At 57.9% G+C, this 16274-nt stretch carries 18 protein-coding genes; 7 read left to right on the top strand and 11 right to left on the bottom strand.

The window, feature by feature from the left end; translation table 11 throughout:
- Positions 1 to 11: 11 nt before the first annotated feature.
- The 4 genes from GAO09_RS11740 to GAO09_RS11725 all read right to left on the bottom strand — a co-directional run bounded on the left by GAO09_RS11740 (position 12) and on the right by GAO09_RS11725 (position 5603).
- The gene (locus GAO09_RS11740; protein WP_153354196.1) at positions 12 to 1730 is read right to left on the bottom strand and encodes an ABC transporter ATP-binding protein/permease; all 1719 of its coding nucleotides are present in this window, start codon (positions 1728 to 1730) and stop codon (positions 12 to 14) included.
- A gap of 57 nt (positions 1731 to 1787) precedes the next feature.
- On the bottom strand, positions 1788 to 4025 hold the full coding sequence (locus GAO09_RS11735) for a TonB-dependent receptor (RefSeq protein ID WP_209018693.1): 2238 nt from the start codon (positions 4023 to 4025) through the stop codon (positions 1788 to 1790).
- A gap of 412 nt (positions 4026 to 4437) precedes the next feature.
- Positions 4438 to 5172, bottom strand: a complete 735-nt coding sequence (locus tag GAO09_RS11730; protein ID WP_153354194.1) for a PspA/IM30 family protein — start codon at positions 5170 to 5172, stop codon at positions 4438 to 4440.
- Positions 5169 to 5603, bottom strand: a complete 435-nt coding sequence (locus GAO09_RS11725) for a YjfI family protein (protein ID WP_153354193.1) — start codon at positions 5601 to 5603, stop codon at positions 5169 to 5171. The genes GAO09_RS11730 and GAO09_RS11725 overlap by 4 nt, the downstream gene beginning before the upstream one ends.
- Positions 5604 to 5720: 117 nt before the next feature.
- Here GAO09_RS11725 and GAO09_RS11720 point away from each other — a divergent pair, with 117 nt between their 5' ends.
- From GAO09_RS11720 to GAO09_RS11695, 6 genes are all read left to right on the top strand, one after another.
- Positions 5721 to 6776: a potassium channel family protein gene (locus tag GAO09_RS11720; RefSeq protein ID WP_153354192.1), complete on the top strand. Its 1056-nt coding sequence runs from the start codon at positions 5721 to 5723 to the stop codon at positions 6774 to 6776.
- On the top strand, positions 6773 to 7432 hold the full coding sequence (locus GAO09_RS11715; protein WP_153354191.1) for a DUF2491 family protein: 660 nt from the start codon (positions 6773 to 6775) through the stop codon (positions 7430 to 7432). The genes GAO09_RS11720 and GAO09_RS11715 overlap by 4 nt, the downstream gene beginning before the upstream one ends.
- A gap of 28 nt (positions 7433 to 7460) precedes the next feature.
- The gene (locus GAO09_RS11710; protein ID WP_153354190.1) at positions 7461 to 7862 is read left to right on the top strand and encodes a DUF350 domain-containing protein; all 402 of its coding nucleotides are present in this window, start codon (positions 7461 to 7463) and stop codon (positions 7860 to 7862) included.
- Positions 7863 to 7873: 11 nt separating this feature from the next.
- Positions 7874 to 8461, top strand: coding sequence for a DUF1190 domain-containing protein (locus GAO09_RS11705; RefSeq protein WP_153354189.1), 588 nt, complete (start codon positions 7874 to 7876; stop codon positions 8459 to 8461).
- A gap of 1 nt (position 8462) precedes the next feature.
- The gene (locus GAO09_RS11700) at positions 8463 to 9620 is read left to right on the top strand and encodes a glutathionylspermidine synthase family protein (protein WP_153354188.1); all 1158 of its coding nucleotides are present in this window, start codon (positions 8463 to 8465) and stop codon (positions 9618 to 9620) included.
- Positions 9621 to 9971: 351 nt separating this feature from the next.
- Complete coding sequence (locus GAO09_RS11695) at positions 9972 to 10460, top strand: Rrf2 family transcriptional regulator (RefSeq protein WP_153354187.1); 489 nt, start codon at positions 9972 to 9974, stop codon at positions 10458 to 10460.
- Positions 10461 to 10462: 2 nt separating this feature from the next.
- Here the strand turns inward: GAO09_RS11695 and GAO09_RS11690 are convergent, their stop codons facing one another.
- The 4 genes from GAO09_RS11690 to GAO09_RS11675 form a co-directional block, all read right to left on the bottom strand.
- Complete coding sequence (locus GAO09_RS11690; RefSeq protein ID WP_153354186.1) at positions 10463 to 11461, bottom strand: mechanosensitive ion channel family protein; 999 nt, start codon at positions 11459 to 11461, stop codon at positions 10463 to 10465.
- A 66-nt stretch (positions 11462 to 11527) separates the two neighbouring features.
- Positions 11528 to 11950: a cupin domain-containing protein gene (locus GAO09_RS11685; RefSeq protein WP_153354185.1), complete on the bottom strand. Its 423-nt coding sequence runs from the start codon at positions 11948 to 11950 to the stop codon at positions 11528 to 11530.
- A 38-nt stretch (positions 11951 to 11988) separates the two neighbouring features.
- On the bottom strand, positions 11989 to 12741 hold the full coding sequence (locus GAO09_RS11680; protein WP_153354184.1) for an SDR family oxidoreductase: 753 nt from the start codon (positions 12739 to 12741) through the stop codon (positions 11989 to 11991).
- A gap of 65 nt (positions 12742 to 12806) precedes the next feature.
- Positions 12807 to 13286, bottom strand: coding sequence for a carboxymuconolactone decarboxylase family protein (locus GAO09_RS11675; protein WP_153354183.1), 480 nt, complete (start codon positions 13284 to 13286; stop codon positions 12807 to 12809).
- Between the two features lie 133 nt (positions 13287 to 13419).
- On the opposite strand from GAO09_RS11675, the gene GAO09_RS11670 reads away from it, so the two are divergent.
- Positions 13420 to 14328 carry a LysR family transcriptional regulator gene (locus GAO09_RS11670; RefSeq protein WP_153354182.1) on the top strand — a complete coding sequence of 303 codons (909 nt, stop codon included), beginning with the start codon at positions 13420 to 13422 and terminating at the stop codon, positions 14326 to 14328.
- 300 nt (positions 14329 to 14628) lie between these two features.
- On the opposite strand, the gene rsgA is transcribed toward GAO09_RS11670, so the two are convergent.
- The 3 genes from rsgA to GAO09_RS11655 all read right to left on the bottom strand — a co-directional run bounded on the left by rsgA (position 14629) and on the right by GAO09_RS11655 (position 16255).
- Positions 14629 to 15651, bottom strand: a complete 1023-nt coding sequence (gene rsgA / locus GAO09_RS11665) for a ribosome small subunit-dependent GTPase A (RefSeq protein WP_153354181.1) — start codon at positions 15649 to 15651, stop codon at positions 14629 to 14631.
- A gap of 25 nt (positions 15652 to 15676) precedes the next feature.
- On the bottom strand, positions 15677 to 15892 hold the full coding sequence (locus GAO09_RS11660; RefSeq protein WP_153354180.1) for a hypothetical protein: 216 nt from the start codon (positions 15890 to 15892) through the stop codon (positions 15677 to 15679).
- A 201-nt stretch (positions 15893 to 16093) separates the two neighbouring features.
- On the bottom strand, positions 16094 to 16255 hold the full coding sequence (locus GAO09_RS11655; protein ID WP_153354179.1) for a DUF2256 domain-containing protein: 162 nt from the start codon (positions 16253 to 16255) through the stop codon (positions 16094 to 16096).
- Positions 16256 to 16274: the final 19 nt, after the last annotated feature.

Genomic DNA, 16274 nt, shown 5'->3' with positions numbered 1-16274 from the left:
CATTTGAAACTTCAGGCGAGGGTGGGTGTGCATGCCGAAGGTGCTGTCGGCATGATGGTGACGGTGCGCAGCCTTTCCTGACCGGTCGGCCGCCGATGGGCGATGATGACGAAGGTCGATGTCGGCAATTGGCGGCGCAGGGTGGCGAGCAGCATTGTCTCGGCTTGCGGGTCGAGGGCGCTCGTCGCTTCGTCGAGAATGACTGTTTCGGGACGGTGCAGCAGCACGCGGGCCAGCACCAGACGCTGCATTTCTCCTCCCGACAGGATGGTCGAACCATCATCCGATGCAAGTGGATGATCGACCGGCAGGCCGGCAAGTCCGACATCGTCGATTGCCGCCCGCAGGTCGTCGACCGCGATATCGGCGGCAAGGTGTGGATAGGCGACGGCATCGGCCAGCGTGCCGATCGGGCAATAGGCTTTCTGCGAGAGAAACATCGTTTGCTCGCGGGGCCAGAACACCTCGCCATCGGCATGCGGCCAGAGGCCGGCCAGCGTTTTTGCGAGTGTCGTCTTGCCGGTGCCGGAAGGCGCCTGCAGCCAGACGGTTTCACCGGGTTCGATGTCGAGACGATCGAGCGCCAGCAGTTCGCGTCCATGCGGCGTGCGCACGCGAAGACGGTGCAGTGCCATGCGGCGCCCTTGCGGCCTTATCGCGATGGCGCCATCCGCCGCATGGGCTCCCGCACGCTCGGCGGCGCGCAGAAACGTATCGAGACGGGCGGATGTGGCGACTAGATCGGCAAGGTCTCGATAAGAAAAAATGAACCAGGACAGTGTGGTGACGACATTGGAAAAGGCCATGCTCAGCTGCATCAGCCCGCCAAAGGCGACATGGCCGGCAAGATAACCGGGCAATGCCACGAATAGAGGAATGCGCAGAACCGAATGCCGGAACGGATATGTGAAACATCCGAGAATCAGTTCGCGGCGAATGAGCTTGCGCCAATTGCCGACAACGGCTTCGAAACGCTGCTCGAAGATGCGGCGCTCCGCCGCCTCGCCACCGGCCAGCGCCACCTCGTCAAACGATGTGCGCCAGCGCGCCATGGAAAAGCGGAAACTGGCTTCGCGCTTCTGCTGTCCGGACATCAGGCCTTGCAGCGGCTTGCCAAGGATATGGGTGATGGCGCTGCTGATGGCCACGTAGATGAAGGCCGCCCAGACCATGTAGCGCGGGATTTCCATATCCAGCCCGGCGAAGGCGAGCGATAGCGGAAAGCTTGCAAGGCTCCACAGCAGTGCGACATAGGAAAACAGGCCGACGACCTCACCGATCAGGTCGAGTGCTTCCCCGAGGAGGCCCTTGGTGAACAGTCGGCAGTCGTCGGCGATGCGCTGGTCGGGATTGTCGACGCGCTCGCTGCCGGAATTGGCCAGATGCCAATAGGCCTTGTTTCGTGTCCAGATTTCGATGGCGTGCTGGGTCAACGAGCGCCGCCAGCGTATCTCGATCACCTTGCGAAGGTATTCGTGCGCAAGGCCCCTGCAGGAATTCAGCGCTACGATGATCGCGAATATGCCGATCTGCCTCACGACCTCGGGGGCGTTGACCTTTTCGACGGCCGAGTAAAATTCACCGGTCCATTTAGTCAACCGCAGGCTGGCATAAACGGACCCGAGATTGAGGGCGATTGCAAGCGCGACCAAGGTCAGCGTGGCTTTGCCACCCGGAGCCTTGACGCAGGGTCGCAGCAACCTGACGAATTGAGCGAGTATCTTGACCATCGTGTCTCACAAGATTGAACCGGCGAAGCTGATCCGCCGGTCATGCCGTCGAAGCGATCAGAACTTGACCGTGGCGCTGACCTTGAACACACGGCCGGCACCGGTTTGCAGTTCCAGCGGATTGACGTTGGCGACGGCAGCCGATCCTGGCACATTGGCATACGTGCTGAGCGTGTTGGGGAAGTAGCGGCGATCGAGAATGTTTTCGACGCCGACGCTTAGCTCGAAATTCGTGCGCGGCGTCCATTTGGCGTAAGCGTCGAAGAGAGCGTAGCCGGATGCAAGATAATCAGTGGCTGCAGCATTTTCCGTGCGGCCGGCAGCCAGCGTAGCAAATGCCTGCAGCTGCAGATCATAATCCGGCAGCTCCTGAGTGACACCGAAAACTGCGGTAAACGGCACGGCGCCGTCAAACGCCGTCCGGGCAGCGCCCGCTGCAATGCGTTGGCGACCTTTCGACCAGCTCATATTTGCCGAAAGCGTGGTGTTTTCGAACGCGCGGTACTCACCGCCGAACTCGATGCCCCACAGTTGCACGTCCTGAACGTTCTGTGACTGATAACCGAAGACCGTACCGCCGCCGGGGGGGGTGAGCGGTGTCGGCTGCAGGGAGCGGATGAAATCGGTGTAATCCGCGTAGAACGCACCGAGCGAGAACCAGCCATCGGCGAATTCACCACGCAGGCCGGCTTCGTAGCTCTGTACCGATTCCGGCCGGAGGTCTGGATTGGGAACGATCGAAGTTCCGGAGAATGGATCGGTGCTTGACTGGAACAGCTGGGCAGACGTCGGCATTTTGAAGCCTTCACCATAGGAGGCATAGACCGAATAGGTGTCATCCAGCTTATAGGTGGCGCCGATCCGCTTAAGGAGTTCGGTTTTGCTCTGTTCAGCAGGGGCATAACCCGGCAGGCCCGGATAGCTCGAGTCGCCCGTCGGATCGACCGAATAATAGGCCAGGCGCATGCCGGGCGTCAGCGTCAGGCGGTCATCGAGGAGCTTGATCTCGTCCTGAACATAGAGGTCTGCCCGCTCTGTGACGACACGTGGAAAACTGAAGCCCTGGTTGATGGCTGTCACGGTCGTGTTGGTATTCGAGCTGTATGTGGTGTTGATCCCGGCATAATCGCCTTTGGTGCGATCGCCATCGAAACCATAGATCAGCGTATGGCTGGAGCTTCCAAGGTCAAAGCTCGACTGTAACTGGATGTCAGCCTCGAAGAAATCCTCGCTATAGTCGCGATACTGGTTCACCAACTGGTAGCGATTGGAATAGACACGGCGCTGGTTGCTGTTGGTCGTGCGGCTCTGCGGCGAGTAGGAAACGCGCCACTTGACGTTGTCTAGCCAATCGGTCGCAACATCCCAGTCGTGTTCCAGCGCGATCCGCTTGCGGCTCATTTCCAGATCGCGGGTATAGGGATCGTTGTTATAGGCCGTCGTCGACGGCACGCCTGTGGCGGATGCCGACATGTCGTAAAGCTGCAGGATGTTGGTGTCTCGTCCGAACAGTTCACCCGTCAGCTTGATCGTATGATCGGCAGTCGGTGTCCAGACGGCTTTCAGCAGAACATTGTCGACATCGGTATCGGCCGGAAACAGCTCATTGCAGCCGATGAAGAGACGTGTGCAGCCCCAGATACCGCCATCGGCGCGGGCGTTGCGCAGTTTTGCCTCGTGCGAGGATGCCTGACCGTAGCTTCCAAGCACTTCGAGGTCGCCGAAATCGTAGGCGCCGATGATCTGCTTGCGCCATGTGCCGTCATAACTGTCGAAGCCGGTCTTCAGTTCGAGCGCCCACGGCTTGCTCGGGTCGCGCTTTAGAAGGTCCGACGGATCGAGCGTCTGGAACATCACCGCGCCGCCAAGTGCGTCCGCGCCCCAGAGAACGGAGTTCGGTCCACGCACGATTTCGACGGCCTTGAAGTTGCCGAAATCAAAGAAATCGCGGCTGCCGTCGGTGATGCTTTCCTGCACGCGTGAGCCGTCGACGCTCAATTGCACACGATTGCCGCCCATGCCGCGGATCTGGAAGCCGCTCAGCTGTCCCCATGGATTGGTGATGGAGGTCTGACGATTGACCGAAATGCCGGGTTCATGCCGAACCAGATCCTGAATGTCGCGCACATTGCGGTCTTCCAGTTCCTGGCGGCCAATGACACTGACTGTCTGCGGTACATCGAGAAGGCGTTTTCCTCCTCGGGTGGACAGGACGACGATCTGTTCGAGAACTGTCTCTGCCTCTTTCGGGGCCGGTTTTCCCTGCTTTTCCTGGGCGGTCGCTGTCGTGGCCATGGCCAGACCAGCCCATGCCGAAAGCCAAAAAGTGGACACAAGATAGGCGCGACGGAGCACCGGCGCGCGCGACGCCGCTGACGAATTGCAGAACATGAAAACCCCCACGAATTAACTGGTGCAGGAGTTATAAAACATGACATTAAAAATCAAGTTCAAACATGAGTCGTCGGGTCATATTTTTGGATGAGAAGGCGTTTATCGCCAACCTACTGTTTCCTATGGTGAAATTTAATAGCGCATCCTCTTAATGCGGTAATCTGTTTAGGCCGTTGCGGCATTTTCCAAATCTGCCATTCGATCAGCTCGTTTAGGCAAGATTGAAACGCACGCGTTCCACTGAATGATCAATCCAGCCCCTCGCTTTTACAAGAGCGAAGGCCCCGGACGTCGCCGGGGCCAATTGAAATGCTTAATATGCTTTGGCGGAAGGTGCGGGCAAAAGCAGCTGTTCTCCTGAACCGCCGGGCGCCATCAGCTGCTTGAGAATATCATCGGCAGACTGGCTGGAACCACCGATGCCGGCTTCGCGCAGCTGGCGGTCGAGATCGTTGCCGTTTTCGAGTGCGGCGAGTTCGGCACCTGCTTCGATGCGGCCAGCCGTCATCTCTTGGCGCTTCTTGATACGCTCAAGGCTTTCGACAGCACTGCCGAGGCGGGTGTTGATGCCCGACTGGCTGTGGGCAATTGCAGACTGCGCCTTGAGCAGAGACTCGTTGGCTTTGACGTTTTCGACCTCGCGCTTCATCTGCGTGATGCGCGCTTCGGTGTCCTGGATGGTGCGCAGCATCTGCTGCTGGCGCGGCAACAGACGGTCGAGTTCCTCCTGATCGCGCTGAACTTCGCTGCGGATCGTCGCGATACGTTGCGCCAGGCCCTGCGCGAGATCCATGCGGCCGGCAGAAACCGCGGAACGGGCGCTGTCGCTGTCCTTGGTTTCCTTGGCGCGGTTTTCCTCCAAACGGCGGGCAACGCTTTTGTTGGAGGCCATGATGCCGGCGAGGTCAGAGCGTGCCTGACGCAGCGACTGTTCGGCATCGCGGATTTCCTGGTCGAGGATGCGCATGGCCTGATTGTCGGCAACGGATTCCGCTGCCTCGTTGACGCCGCCGCGGATGGCTGTGAAAATCTTGCTCCAGGTGCTCATGCCTCAAACTCCCCATTCTTCCATTCGGCAATCATGTCGGCCGCATCGACAGCATTGGCCGCCAGAACGGCAACTTCTTCAACGATGATTTCAGCACGTGAACGGGCGGAGAGCGAGCCGAACAGCTCGTACCATTCCTCGCCGTTGACGGTGGTGATGCCAAAACTGGAAAGCGGGACGAACTTGTGCGTCTTCAGCACCATGCGCTCGAAAGCCTCGCGGTTCGGCACGTCCTTGCAAGGTGCAAGAATGACGCTAACCAGTATGTCGCGTTCACCGCTCAGCGCGACGAAGACATCGAGGTCGCCTTTTTCCTTGAGTGTGACGCAGAGAACGTCGCCATGCGCGGGTACGCTAACATCGACGTCACCGAGCGCTTCCGGGTCGGCGGCAAATAGGCGCGTCAGGGTGGTAAGGGTCCAGGTCTCCAAAAGAGTCCTCCATCGGTTAAAAGGGCGAAAGGTATTTGGGTATTCAGGTCTATACTTAAAGGTGTTCTGCACTATTTAATTGCGCGTGGATTATCCACAGGGGACGGGGACTGTCGATTGCTGTTTATCGCGACTTTTTTGCGGCGTGTATATCTGTCGCTGGGCGAGCTGGCTTGGTCGGCACTTCTGCTCATTTTAGCAATTCATGTTTTTGTTTCCTATCTGCTTTTCTTTGTGGCAGGCGAAAGCGATCTGGTCTCCAATCCGATCGATTTTCTCTATTATTACATGGTAACGGCAACGACTGTCGGCTATGGGGACCTTTCCCCCAAATCGGGTTTGGGCCGTATCATTGCCATCGTTTTTGTCCTTCCCGGCGGCATCGCCATATTCACCGCCGTTCTTGGCAAACTGTTGACAGGGATCGGCACGGTCTGGAGAAATCGCATGCGTGGACTGGGTGATTACACGGACCGTACGGGTCACATCGTCGTGCTGGGCTGGCAGGATGGGCAAACCCACCAGACATTGCGGCTGCTCAATGCCGAGCGGTTGGCGAAAGAACCGATGAGTGTGCTCATCGCGAAGGATATTTCCGAAAATCCGGCAGCCGATTGCGCCGATTATATCCGCACCGAAAGGCTGGCGGATGCCGAGGTGCTGACTAGGGCCGGTGGATCGGGAGCACGCACGATCATAGTGCGCGGTGCCAATGACGACGAAACGCTGGCCGCGGTCCTGATCGCCGAGGATCATGCTCCCCATGCACATATAGTCGCTTACTTTTCCGATGATCGCACGGCGCAGATGGTCAAGCAATTGCGGCCTCGCGTTGAAGCCGTCGGATCGCTGGCTGAAGAATTGCTGTCGCGCTCGGCGCGTGATCCGGGTTCTTCCGAGGTTGCCGCGCGTCTTCTGTCCGTCGCGTCAAAGGATACGGCATTTTCACTGCCGGTCCCTGCCTTGCAGGCGCCACTGCGTTACGGCGATATTTTCCTGAACCTCAAGCGCCGTCATAATGTGACGCTGGTTGGCATGCTTAGCAACGGTGTGACTGACCTAAACTGCCGTGATGCAGCGATGCTTCAGGGTGGCGAAACGCTTTATTACATCAGCGGAATGCGGCTGGATCCCGCTGCGATCGGCTGGGCACTTCTCGGAGAAACATCATGATCGGCTGGTTCGGAAAAAGTAAACACGAGGCCGCGCTGCCGAAGGAGCTTGGTCCGCTGGGTGCCGGGATCGGTGGAGCGCTGGAAATCGATTTTCTTTCGCTTGAAGCGGATGTGCTGGGCGGCGAACCTGCCATGGCGCTGCCGAAAAGCGGACCGTTCATCATTGCTGCTTATGGCGAGGTCGAGCTCGATGCGTCGACGATACTGTCGCGTTATTACGATGAAGATCACCGCCTGATCCAGGTAATTTCGACCACGGGAAAGCCGGGTGATCCCATCGACGACATCAGCTTTTATCACCCATGGGACAGTGTCGTGCCCGCCGGTCCCGGCGATTGGAACCGCTGGACGGGCCCCGACGGCATAATCGGCCAGCCGCGTTATGATGCCGACGGCGTTGTCTACCACCGTTTCTGGAGCGAGGGGCAGGGGAGGGCCGATCTTGTACAGTTCGTGGAGACTGTCGATGACGGCGAGGCGCAGCGAGAAATCCACCAGACCTGCATGCTCTATTATCGCCCGCTTGGCACCGCCCGCGAAATGCTGCTCATCAATGTCGAGCGCGATCTCAATTATACGCAGGCACAGGCTGGCAGTTCCATCGAATTCCTGATCGGTTACGGGCTTGGGGCTGCCGATGTCCGCCGCGTCTGACGATCCATTTTTTCAAGAGGGGAATTTCATGTTCGATTACGTCGCGGGCCTGCCCGCTTTCCTGGGGTATTTTTTTATCGGCCTTCTCGCCTACGGTGCCTTCTCTGCCATCTACACGCGGCTGACACCCCATAAGGAAGCCAAGTTGATCCGCGAGGGCAATCTCGCCGCGGTGACCGCCTTCCTCGGTGCTTTGATTGGCTTCAGCCTGCCGCTGGCTTCGGCGGCGGCTCATTCGGTCAGCATCGTCGACTTTATCATCTGGGCCGTGATCGGCCTTCTGGCGCAGGTTCTGGCTTTTTATATTGCCAATTTCACCATGAAAGACCTGCATGAGAAGATTACCGATGGCAATGTGGCTGCAGGCCTGTGGGGTGGGGGTATCGCGCTCGTGGTCGGCATTCTCAACGCCGCCTGCATGACCTATTGAAGGAGGGCACGATGCGCAGACGTCTCAGCGGTCGCAGGCCGCCCATTCTTGCACTCGGCACCATTGCCGCATCCAGCCTCATCCTTGCAGGTTGCGGCGAGGATGCGCCTTCGGATGTCATGTACTCTTCTCCCGACCAATGCATCTCCGCAGGTTTGGACCGTCAATTGTGCCAGACGGCCTACGAGGATGCCATGAAGGCGCATGTCGAAAATGCGCCACGCTTCAACGTCAAGGGCGAATGCGAAACGGTTTACGGCGATAACCAGTGCAGCGAACAGCGTTCGAACGGCGGTTCGTTTTTCACGCCGTTCATGACCGGCTATCTTCTGTCTTCGACGATCAACAATATCACCGATTACTACAGCTACCGCCGGCAGCAGCAAGGCGGCTCGTCCTACGGCTCTTCCGGTTCCTATTGGGGCTCGTCGCCAATCTACCGCAACCGTTCCGGCCAGACGGTGACAACGGTCGGCACCGGAAACAGCAGGGATGCCGCGATCACCACGACGCGCCCGACCAAGCCCGTCAACGTCAATACCCGCAGCGTTTCACGATCGGGATTCGGCGGCCGTTCATCTTTCGGTTTCGGCGGCTAAGATGAAGCGTATCAGCATTGCGGCACGCCACGACTGGCGCGACAAGGCGCGCGCCGTCGGCTTTGGTTTTCACGAAATGTATGGCGAGCCCTATTGGGTTGACGATGCGGCCTATACGTTCTCGCTAGAGGAAATCGAGACGATGATCGAGGCGCCGAGCCAGGAATTGCACGACATGTGCATGGACATGGTTGGCGACATTGTTGGTAATGAAGAGCTGCTGGATCGCCTGGCCATCCCGCAGGATCTGCGCGATGTAGTGTTGCGATCCTGGCAACGTGGCGACCGCCATCTTTATGGTCGTTTCGATCTTGCATATGACGGAACCGGTCCGGCCAAGCTTTTGGAATACAATGCCGATACGCCGACCTCCGTCTTCGAGACGGCATATTTCCAATACAATTGGCTGACAGACCAGATTCTTGCAGGGCATCTGCCTGAGGACGCGGACCAATACAACCTGCTGCAGGAAAGTCTGGTCGAGGCATTCGATGCCTTTCCTAAGGATCCGATCTTCCACTTCGCGGCCATGACCGACAACGAAGAGGATCGCGGCACTACGGTCTATCTGATGGACTGTGCGTTACAGGCCGGCCATCGTGTCGATCTTCTGGATGTTCGCGATATCGGTATCGACGAAAAGGGGCGTTATACTGATCTGCAGGACCGCGTCATAGATCGCTGCTTCAAGCTCTATCCCTGGGAGAATATGCTGCGAGAGCCGTATGCGCGGCAGCTTGCAGGTTCCGGTGATGTCTTTATCGAGCCGGCGTGGAAAGCGGTGCTGTCCAACAAAGGACTGTTGCCACTTTTGTGGCAACGTCACCGCGACCACCCTAATCTGCTCGCCAGCTTTTTCGCTGATGATACTGAAGCCTCCGGTCTGAGTGACTATGTGCGCAAACCGCTACTGTCGCGCGAAGGCGAAAACGTCACCATTTTCCGGGCAGGCGAGGAACTGGTATCGGCTCCGGGGGAGTACGGCGAGGAAGGTTTTGTCGTGCAGGCCTACGCCCCGCTTTTCGAAAGCGAGGCCGGTCATGCCGTGCTCGGCAGCTGGGTCGTGGGTGATCGAGCATGCGCTCTGGGTATCCGCGAGGATCGCTCGCGCATTACCGCCAATCTATCGCGCTTCGTAGCTCACGTGATACTGGATTGATAGGTGCCGACGATCGGCGCCTTTGTCTTCATACTTCTTGACGAACACCCGCAAAGTTCAGCTTGGGCCGTTTTCCAACACGTTAGATCCAGCCGGAGCGCTTGGAACGATAGCAGAAGGATGCCGCACATGGTGACGATTGCCGCCAACACTATGTAGTATCCGTATTCGGATTCGGATTTCAGTTCCGGCATGTCTCAAAGTTCATTCCATAGATACCGGCAACCGTCTTGGGAACGGCTAGGACGTAATCAAGTCACCGTGTTTTCGGTCCGAAATGCGCCCGCTCGGATTTACATTTACACCGAATAGGGACATTATGTATCCGTAATTCGTGACCGGGCATTCCGCATGATCCTCAAAAGCCAAGTCGAGTGGGCGCTGCACTGTTGCGCCATTCTCTCGGGCCTCCCAGAAGGCCGATACCTGTCAACAAAGGCACTCGCAGAGCTGCATGGGCTTCCGAAGGAATATCTGTCGAAAGCTTTGCAAAGCTTGTCGCAGGCAGGTCTTGTTCACACCACGCTTGGTCCATCCGGCGGATATCGCCTTGCCAAGGCCGCGAACGAGCTGAGCTTTCTCGACGTGGTTGAGGCCGTAGAAGGCAGTGGCCGGACGTTTGTCTGCCAGAATATCCGAGCCAACAATCCATGCCGCCCGAAAGGGTATTGCGAGAGTGGTCCATGTGCTATCGCTCGCATCATGTGGGAAGCAGACGAGGCCTGGCGCGCGGCTCTTCGAAAGGTGACGTTTGCGGATCTCGGCAAGATCCTTCATCAGGAGATTAGCCCGGAGATCTGGTCCGGAACCTTCGATTGGGTTCTCAAGCGCGCCGGATAAGCTCAGGCGGCGGGCTTTTTCCCCAACGAATTTCCGGCATTCCCAAGATAAATCTGCGCAGGCAGAGCCAATGACAGGCCGTGAGTTGAACAACACTGATGGACCATGTCGATGACCTCGTTGCGTGCCGGCGTTCGGGCTGCGGGGGCTGTGACCCGAAACTGAAGCTCCATGTCGATGGCGATCGCGTCAATGCCTTTGAGTGCGACAATCGGAGCCGGTGACTGGACAATACACTGGCACGTCTGCAACTCCGACTTCAGGATTGCCTCGACCTCGGCCGGTCGACTGTCGGAGGTGATGCGGATCGGCAGGATAACGAGATGGCTTTCGTCAGGTTTGGTCAGGTTGGTTAGGCCGACTTTGGCGAGCGTGCTGTTAGGAAGCACGACGAGATTGTTGGCGGGTGTCAGCACCTGCGTTGATCGCCAGTTGTTCTGAACGACACGCCCCTCGGTGCCATCGGCCAGCTGAATCCAGTCTCCGATCGAAAAAGGCCGCCCGAGCGTTAGTGCGATCCCCGAAAACAGGTCGCCGAGTGTGTTTTGCAGCGCCAGACCCAGAATGATCGCCACGACACCCGATGTGGCAACCAGCGTGCCGATCGGCGCGCCGAACACAAAGCCGACAATCGAGAGGGTGACCCCGAGATAGACCGCGGCTACGATGAGGTCCTGGATCAGCCGCGCTTCCTGCGGACGGCGATCCAGGACGATATAAAGACGGATGAAGCCAATGGTCGCCCAGGCAAGATGAACCCACCACAGGACGCGCGCCGCAGTGCCCATATAGACAGCGAACCCGTTGGTTTCTCCGGCGATCACGCGGTGCGGCGGGATGCCGCTGACGATCAAAACGGCCGTCATGGAGGAGAAGAACAGGATCTGGACGATCAGGCGGGCCGTTGGCCTATGTTGTCCCTGCATATGCCACACGAGGATCCCAAGCAGGCCGAGGACGTCGACGGTCAGAAAGGCTGGCATCAGCGAAGTGTAGGTCATTGTGGTCTCTGGCCCTGAAAAGAGGAAGGACCGGGGGCTGCGTTTGCACCCGGTCCCTGGCTGGTCTCACTTCTTGATCGGATAGGTCAGTTCCGTTTGGGCTGTGTCGACCACGAACACGGCGAGAAGTTTGGCCGGGTTTGTGTCGCTGCCGTTTTTGCTGACCCCGTGGCGGTCGCCCGGATATTCCGAAAAGCTCTCGCCTGCCTTGTATTCCTTCACCGGTCCTTCGTTGACCTGGCTCAAGACGGAGCCTTCCAGCACGGTGGCATAGATGAAGGCCGAATCCGGATGGGTATGCGCATCGGAGAAGCCGCCTGGGCCGTATTCGACGAGTACGCCTTTCATGCTTTTGCCGGGCACGTTCGGCAATTCGTGTTCGTAGACGAGTGTCACCTTCGATGCGGAGCCGCCAGAGGTGTCGTGAGCACCGGCAGTGCCGGCAAGGAGAAACAATGCGGCGAAGGGCGCAAGGTTGAGCTTGATCATTATCGTGTCCTTTTTCGAACTTGCAGGGTTTGGCTGCCTTACCGGCGCGGTGCCGTTGCGAACCATTGGTCGAAGCCGATCTTGCCGAGTCCGGGCTTGTTGTCGGTGACCAGCGATCCGTCCTCGAGACGTGCCCCGAAATATTTCGCTTCGGGATCGGCGACGACCTGGCGGCTGTCTCCGGTGAAGTCCAGATAGCGGGCGACGAGTTCATTGAGACGGAAGCGATCCGGGCCGGCGATTTCGACAATCCCGGCTGCCGGTGCACCAAGCGCAACATCCGCCATTATATCTGCGACGTCATCGGAGGCGATCGGCTGAACGAAGGCCGGCGACAGGTGAACCTTGTCTCCAACCATGCTCGATTGCACGATGCCGCCGACGAATTCCATGAACTGTGTTGAATGGACGATCGTGAAGGGAATGCCGCTTTCCCTGATCAGCTTCTCCTGTGCGAGCTTTGCCCGGAAGTAGCCGCTCTCCTGCAGTCGCTCGGTCCCGACAACGGAAAGCGCGACATGATGCTTGACGCCTGCGACCTTTTCCGCCGTCAGGAGATTGCGGCCGGAGGTCTCGAAAAACTCCATCACCGCCTTGTCTTCAAAGGATGGCGAGTTTGCAAGGTCGAGGACGACGTCGGTGCCTTGCAGGGCTTCGGCAAGGCCTTCACCGGTGATGGTATTGACACCGGTGTTCGGGGAGGCGGCGATTACCTCATGGCCCCTGGCGCGAAGGCGCTCTGTCGTCTTCGAACCGATGAGGCCGGTTCCGCCGATAATCACGATCTTCATGTCTGTTCTCCTTTTAGGATGCGTGCCGAATGGATCTGGAATGGCTGACGCCGTGGAAGGGCAACTCAGCTGAGGCCGGCTTTTTCCAGGCCGTAGAGCTTGTCGGCCGAGCCGAGCACGGCCTTGAATGCGATGCTGACACGGTTCCAGGCATTGATGGTCATGATCGAGAAGGTCAGATCGGAGACTTCCTTCTCAGACAACTGACCGCGAACCCGCTCGTAAAGCTCGTCGGGAATGCCGCCTTCAGCCAGCTTGGTAACGGCTTCTGTCCAGGCAAGAGCTGCGCGCTCGCGCGGAGCGAACAGGTTCGACTCCCGCCAGATGGCGACATGGTAAAGGCGAAGCTCGCTCTCTCCGTGGATCTTGGCTTCCTTGACATGCATGTCGAGGCAGAAGCCGCAGCCATTGATCTGTGAAGCGCGGATGTTCACCAGATCGCGGATCGACTGCTCGATGACGCTGTCCCTGAGTGACTGGCTAAGGTCAGACAGCTTCTTGAAAAATTCCGGGGATTGGGCTGCGTAGTTCAGGCGCTGTGTCATGTCTCTCTCCATCTATTAAGGATGTTAAATATCCTTATGGATATAAAATATCCGTAATAGATGGACGTGCAACCAAAACCGGTCTAAGTTTCCCGCATAAGCTTTATGCGGGGAAGTATGAGGGGGAAGACAAATGGATGTGGTCGCCGCTTTGCGAACCTTCTTGCGGGTTGCCGAAACGGGTTCGTTTTCGAGCGCGGCGCTGGACCTCGGCCTGACGCAGCCAGCGGTCTCTCGGCAAATCTCATCGCTTGAGGCGCACTATAGCACCAGGCTCCTGCATCGAAGCACCAATGGCTTGTCGCTGACAGTGGAAGGCGAGCAGATGATCCCGATGGCGCGCAAGGTCATCGATGCCATGGAGGCACTGGGTGATACGACGGCGGCCGAAAGCGTAACAACGTCCGGCAGGGTAAGGATGAGCCTTCCGGCTCCGCTCGGCTTGCATATCAGTGAGCGGCTGCCTGCACTTTTGAAACGTCATCCCCGCCTGACGATCGAGACCGTGTTTCGCGAGGAACCGTCAGACCTCGTCGGCGAGGGGATAGACATCGAGGTTCGTCTCGGCGACGTTTCCGACAGCAGTCTGATCTGCCGTCGACTTGGATGGACCACGGCCTTCCTCGTTGCATCACCCGGCTATGTTTGCGAGCGGGGTATGCCCAGCGGGCCAGATGAAATCGCACAGCACGACTGCATCTGTTACGGCCGTGGGGGAGAAACACGGGCCTGGATGTTCGTCGACGGCGCCGATCAGGTGCGTGCAGCGATCGCTCCACGAATGGTGTTCAACAATGCGACCGCCGTCTATAGAGCGACCATCGCTGGCGGAGGGCTAGCCATCCTTTCTCATATCCTCGTGGCTGAAGACATTGCATCGGGCAGGCTCATCAATGTTCTGCCTTATCTACCGCCGGCACGGCTGCCGATCACCGCAGTTTATGCCTCGCGCCGAAACTTGCCGCTCCGGGTTCGCATGGTCCTCGATTTTCTTGCCGACGCGGTTAAGGAGGACCCGTTGATGACGGGGGCGGCCTCTTAGCCGGCAGCTTTGCCCGGGCTTGACCAGTCGCTGGTCGCAAATTGCCCGGCTGGCGGTTCATAGTGGTTCAGGGTGCAGAAGAAGGTTCATCACGCGGTCTAACCGCGATTATGAAGCGTCCTTCTAAATTGATGTTTATCGTGCATGAGGACTGACGTCGGCACGACATGTCGTGGCTGAAAAATCTCATGGAATATGAAATGTCATTTAAAGGAGCAAAGACCCGCTGACCAGCACGCAGGCCATCACCTCTTCGATATGCACGCTGACTGTACGAAATGCCTTGGCGCGACAATGCCTTCAGTATCTCTTCGGTTTTGAGTTCCTGTTATCTCGTGTCCTGCCAAGCACCGGCGTCCTTTCGCGGTTTTCAGAAGACAGGGTTCGCCAGCGATCCAGGCGATCGGCGGCAAGTGCTCCACTCATTACGGCTTCCTGCACCGCACAGCCGGGCTCATGGACATGGCTGCAATCGCGAAACCGGCAATGCGATGCGCGTTCGGTTATGTCGGAGAAAAAACTATCGATACCGTCGGCCACATCACTGACGTACAGCGTCCTTATACCCGGCGTGTCGATCACCCAGCCACCGCCCTGAATCCGGTGCAGCGATCGTGCTGTCGTGGTATGACGACCTTGAGCATCATATTCCCGGATGGTCCCGGTCTTTTGGGTCGTTTCCGCGTCAGGCCCGACGAGGGTGTTTACCAAGGTCGATTTTCCCACACCGGAGGAACCCACCAGCGCAGCCGTGCGGCCAATGCCGCACCATGGCGCCAGGAGATCGCGCGCCTCTGACGAGCGTCCGTTCAAAAGTATGACGGGAAGATCCGGCTGCAACTTTTCGGCTTGTTGCTGGAAGGTAACAGCATCCTCGGTGGTATCTGCCTTGGTCAGCACGATGACGGGATTACTCCCAGCCTCATTGGCCATGATCAGATAACGTTCCAGCCGCGGGAGGTTGAAATCGGCGTTGCACGAGGTGACGATAAACAGAGTATCGACGTTGGCCGCAACCAGTTGCTGGGCTCTTCCGTTTTCGGGGCGCCTTTGAAATACGGTTTTTCGTTCTAGGCACCGGATGAACATGTCGTCGCTCGGATCGGCAAGCACCCAGTCGCCGACCGCGAAATTGGCCGTATTGATATTGGCCGGAAGTTCCAGACCGGCCGGACCAAGGGCATCGATCGCCTCGATGCGGGCTCGATGAACCGATGAAATGCGCCTCGGTGCGAACCCAGCCTCTTCCGGTTTCACCTGCTCTGCAAAGAAATCCGACCAACCGAGCTGCTCAAGCGGTGATAGAAGTGGGGTATGGGTCAAGCGCGCTTCGCAATCTTTGAAACTGTCATGAGTGGTGGCGACCCATCATGCTCTGGTTGCCTGCCTCAGCCATAGATTGCTCTCGTTTGGGCAAGGACTTCGCATATGCGATGGCTTCGCCTGAGTAGGGAAAATCGTCCCCTAGCTGGCGGTCCCCGTCATAGACTTTAAAGGTTGGCTCATCTGTCTCAACGACCTTGTAACCGTTGACGTATTCGAATTTCGGTGTTTTCCAGCCCATTGAAGCCCTCCAGTGCCTGTGCGAAGTTCCGGGATGTGAACTTGATGATCGACGGCTTAACTCAACAGTTCATTGGTCTACCAGCTCCCTGCACAAAATACGAACTGCATTGTCCAGCTCATTCCATTTCGGAAAGGATGCGGCCTCACTAACGGTTCGTAATACCCGCACATCGACGCCTCTTCCACTCAGCGCGCAGTTTCATTTACATTGCTTGGGTGCTGGCTTTGTGTTTCGGCATCGCTCGGAGCAAAATTTCACCTCGTCCCAGTTTTTCGCCCACTTGCGCCGCCACGTGAATGGCAAGCCGCATGCGATGCAGAGCTTGGCCGGCAGGTCGGCTTTCTTGACATGCTTCGGCATGAACGTTCCCTATACGGTC

Origin of the sequence: Endobacterium cereale (assembly GCF_009617585.1) — a bacterium.
GTDB lineage: Bacteria > Pseudomonadota > Alphaproteobacteria > Rhizobiales > Rhizobiaceae > Neorhizobium > Neorhizobium cereale.
The sequence above is the reverse complement of the archived record's forward strand: the minus strand, read 5'-3'. Positions and strand labels throughout refer to the sequence as shown.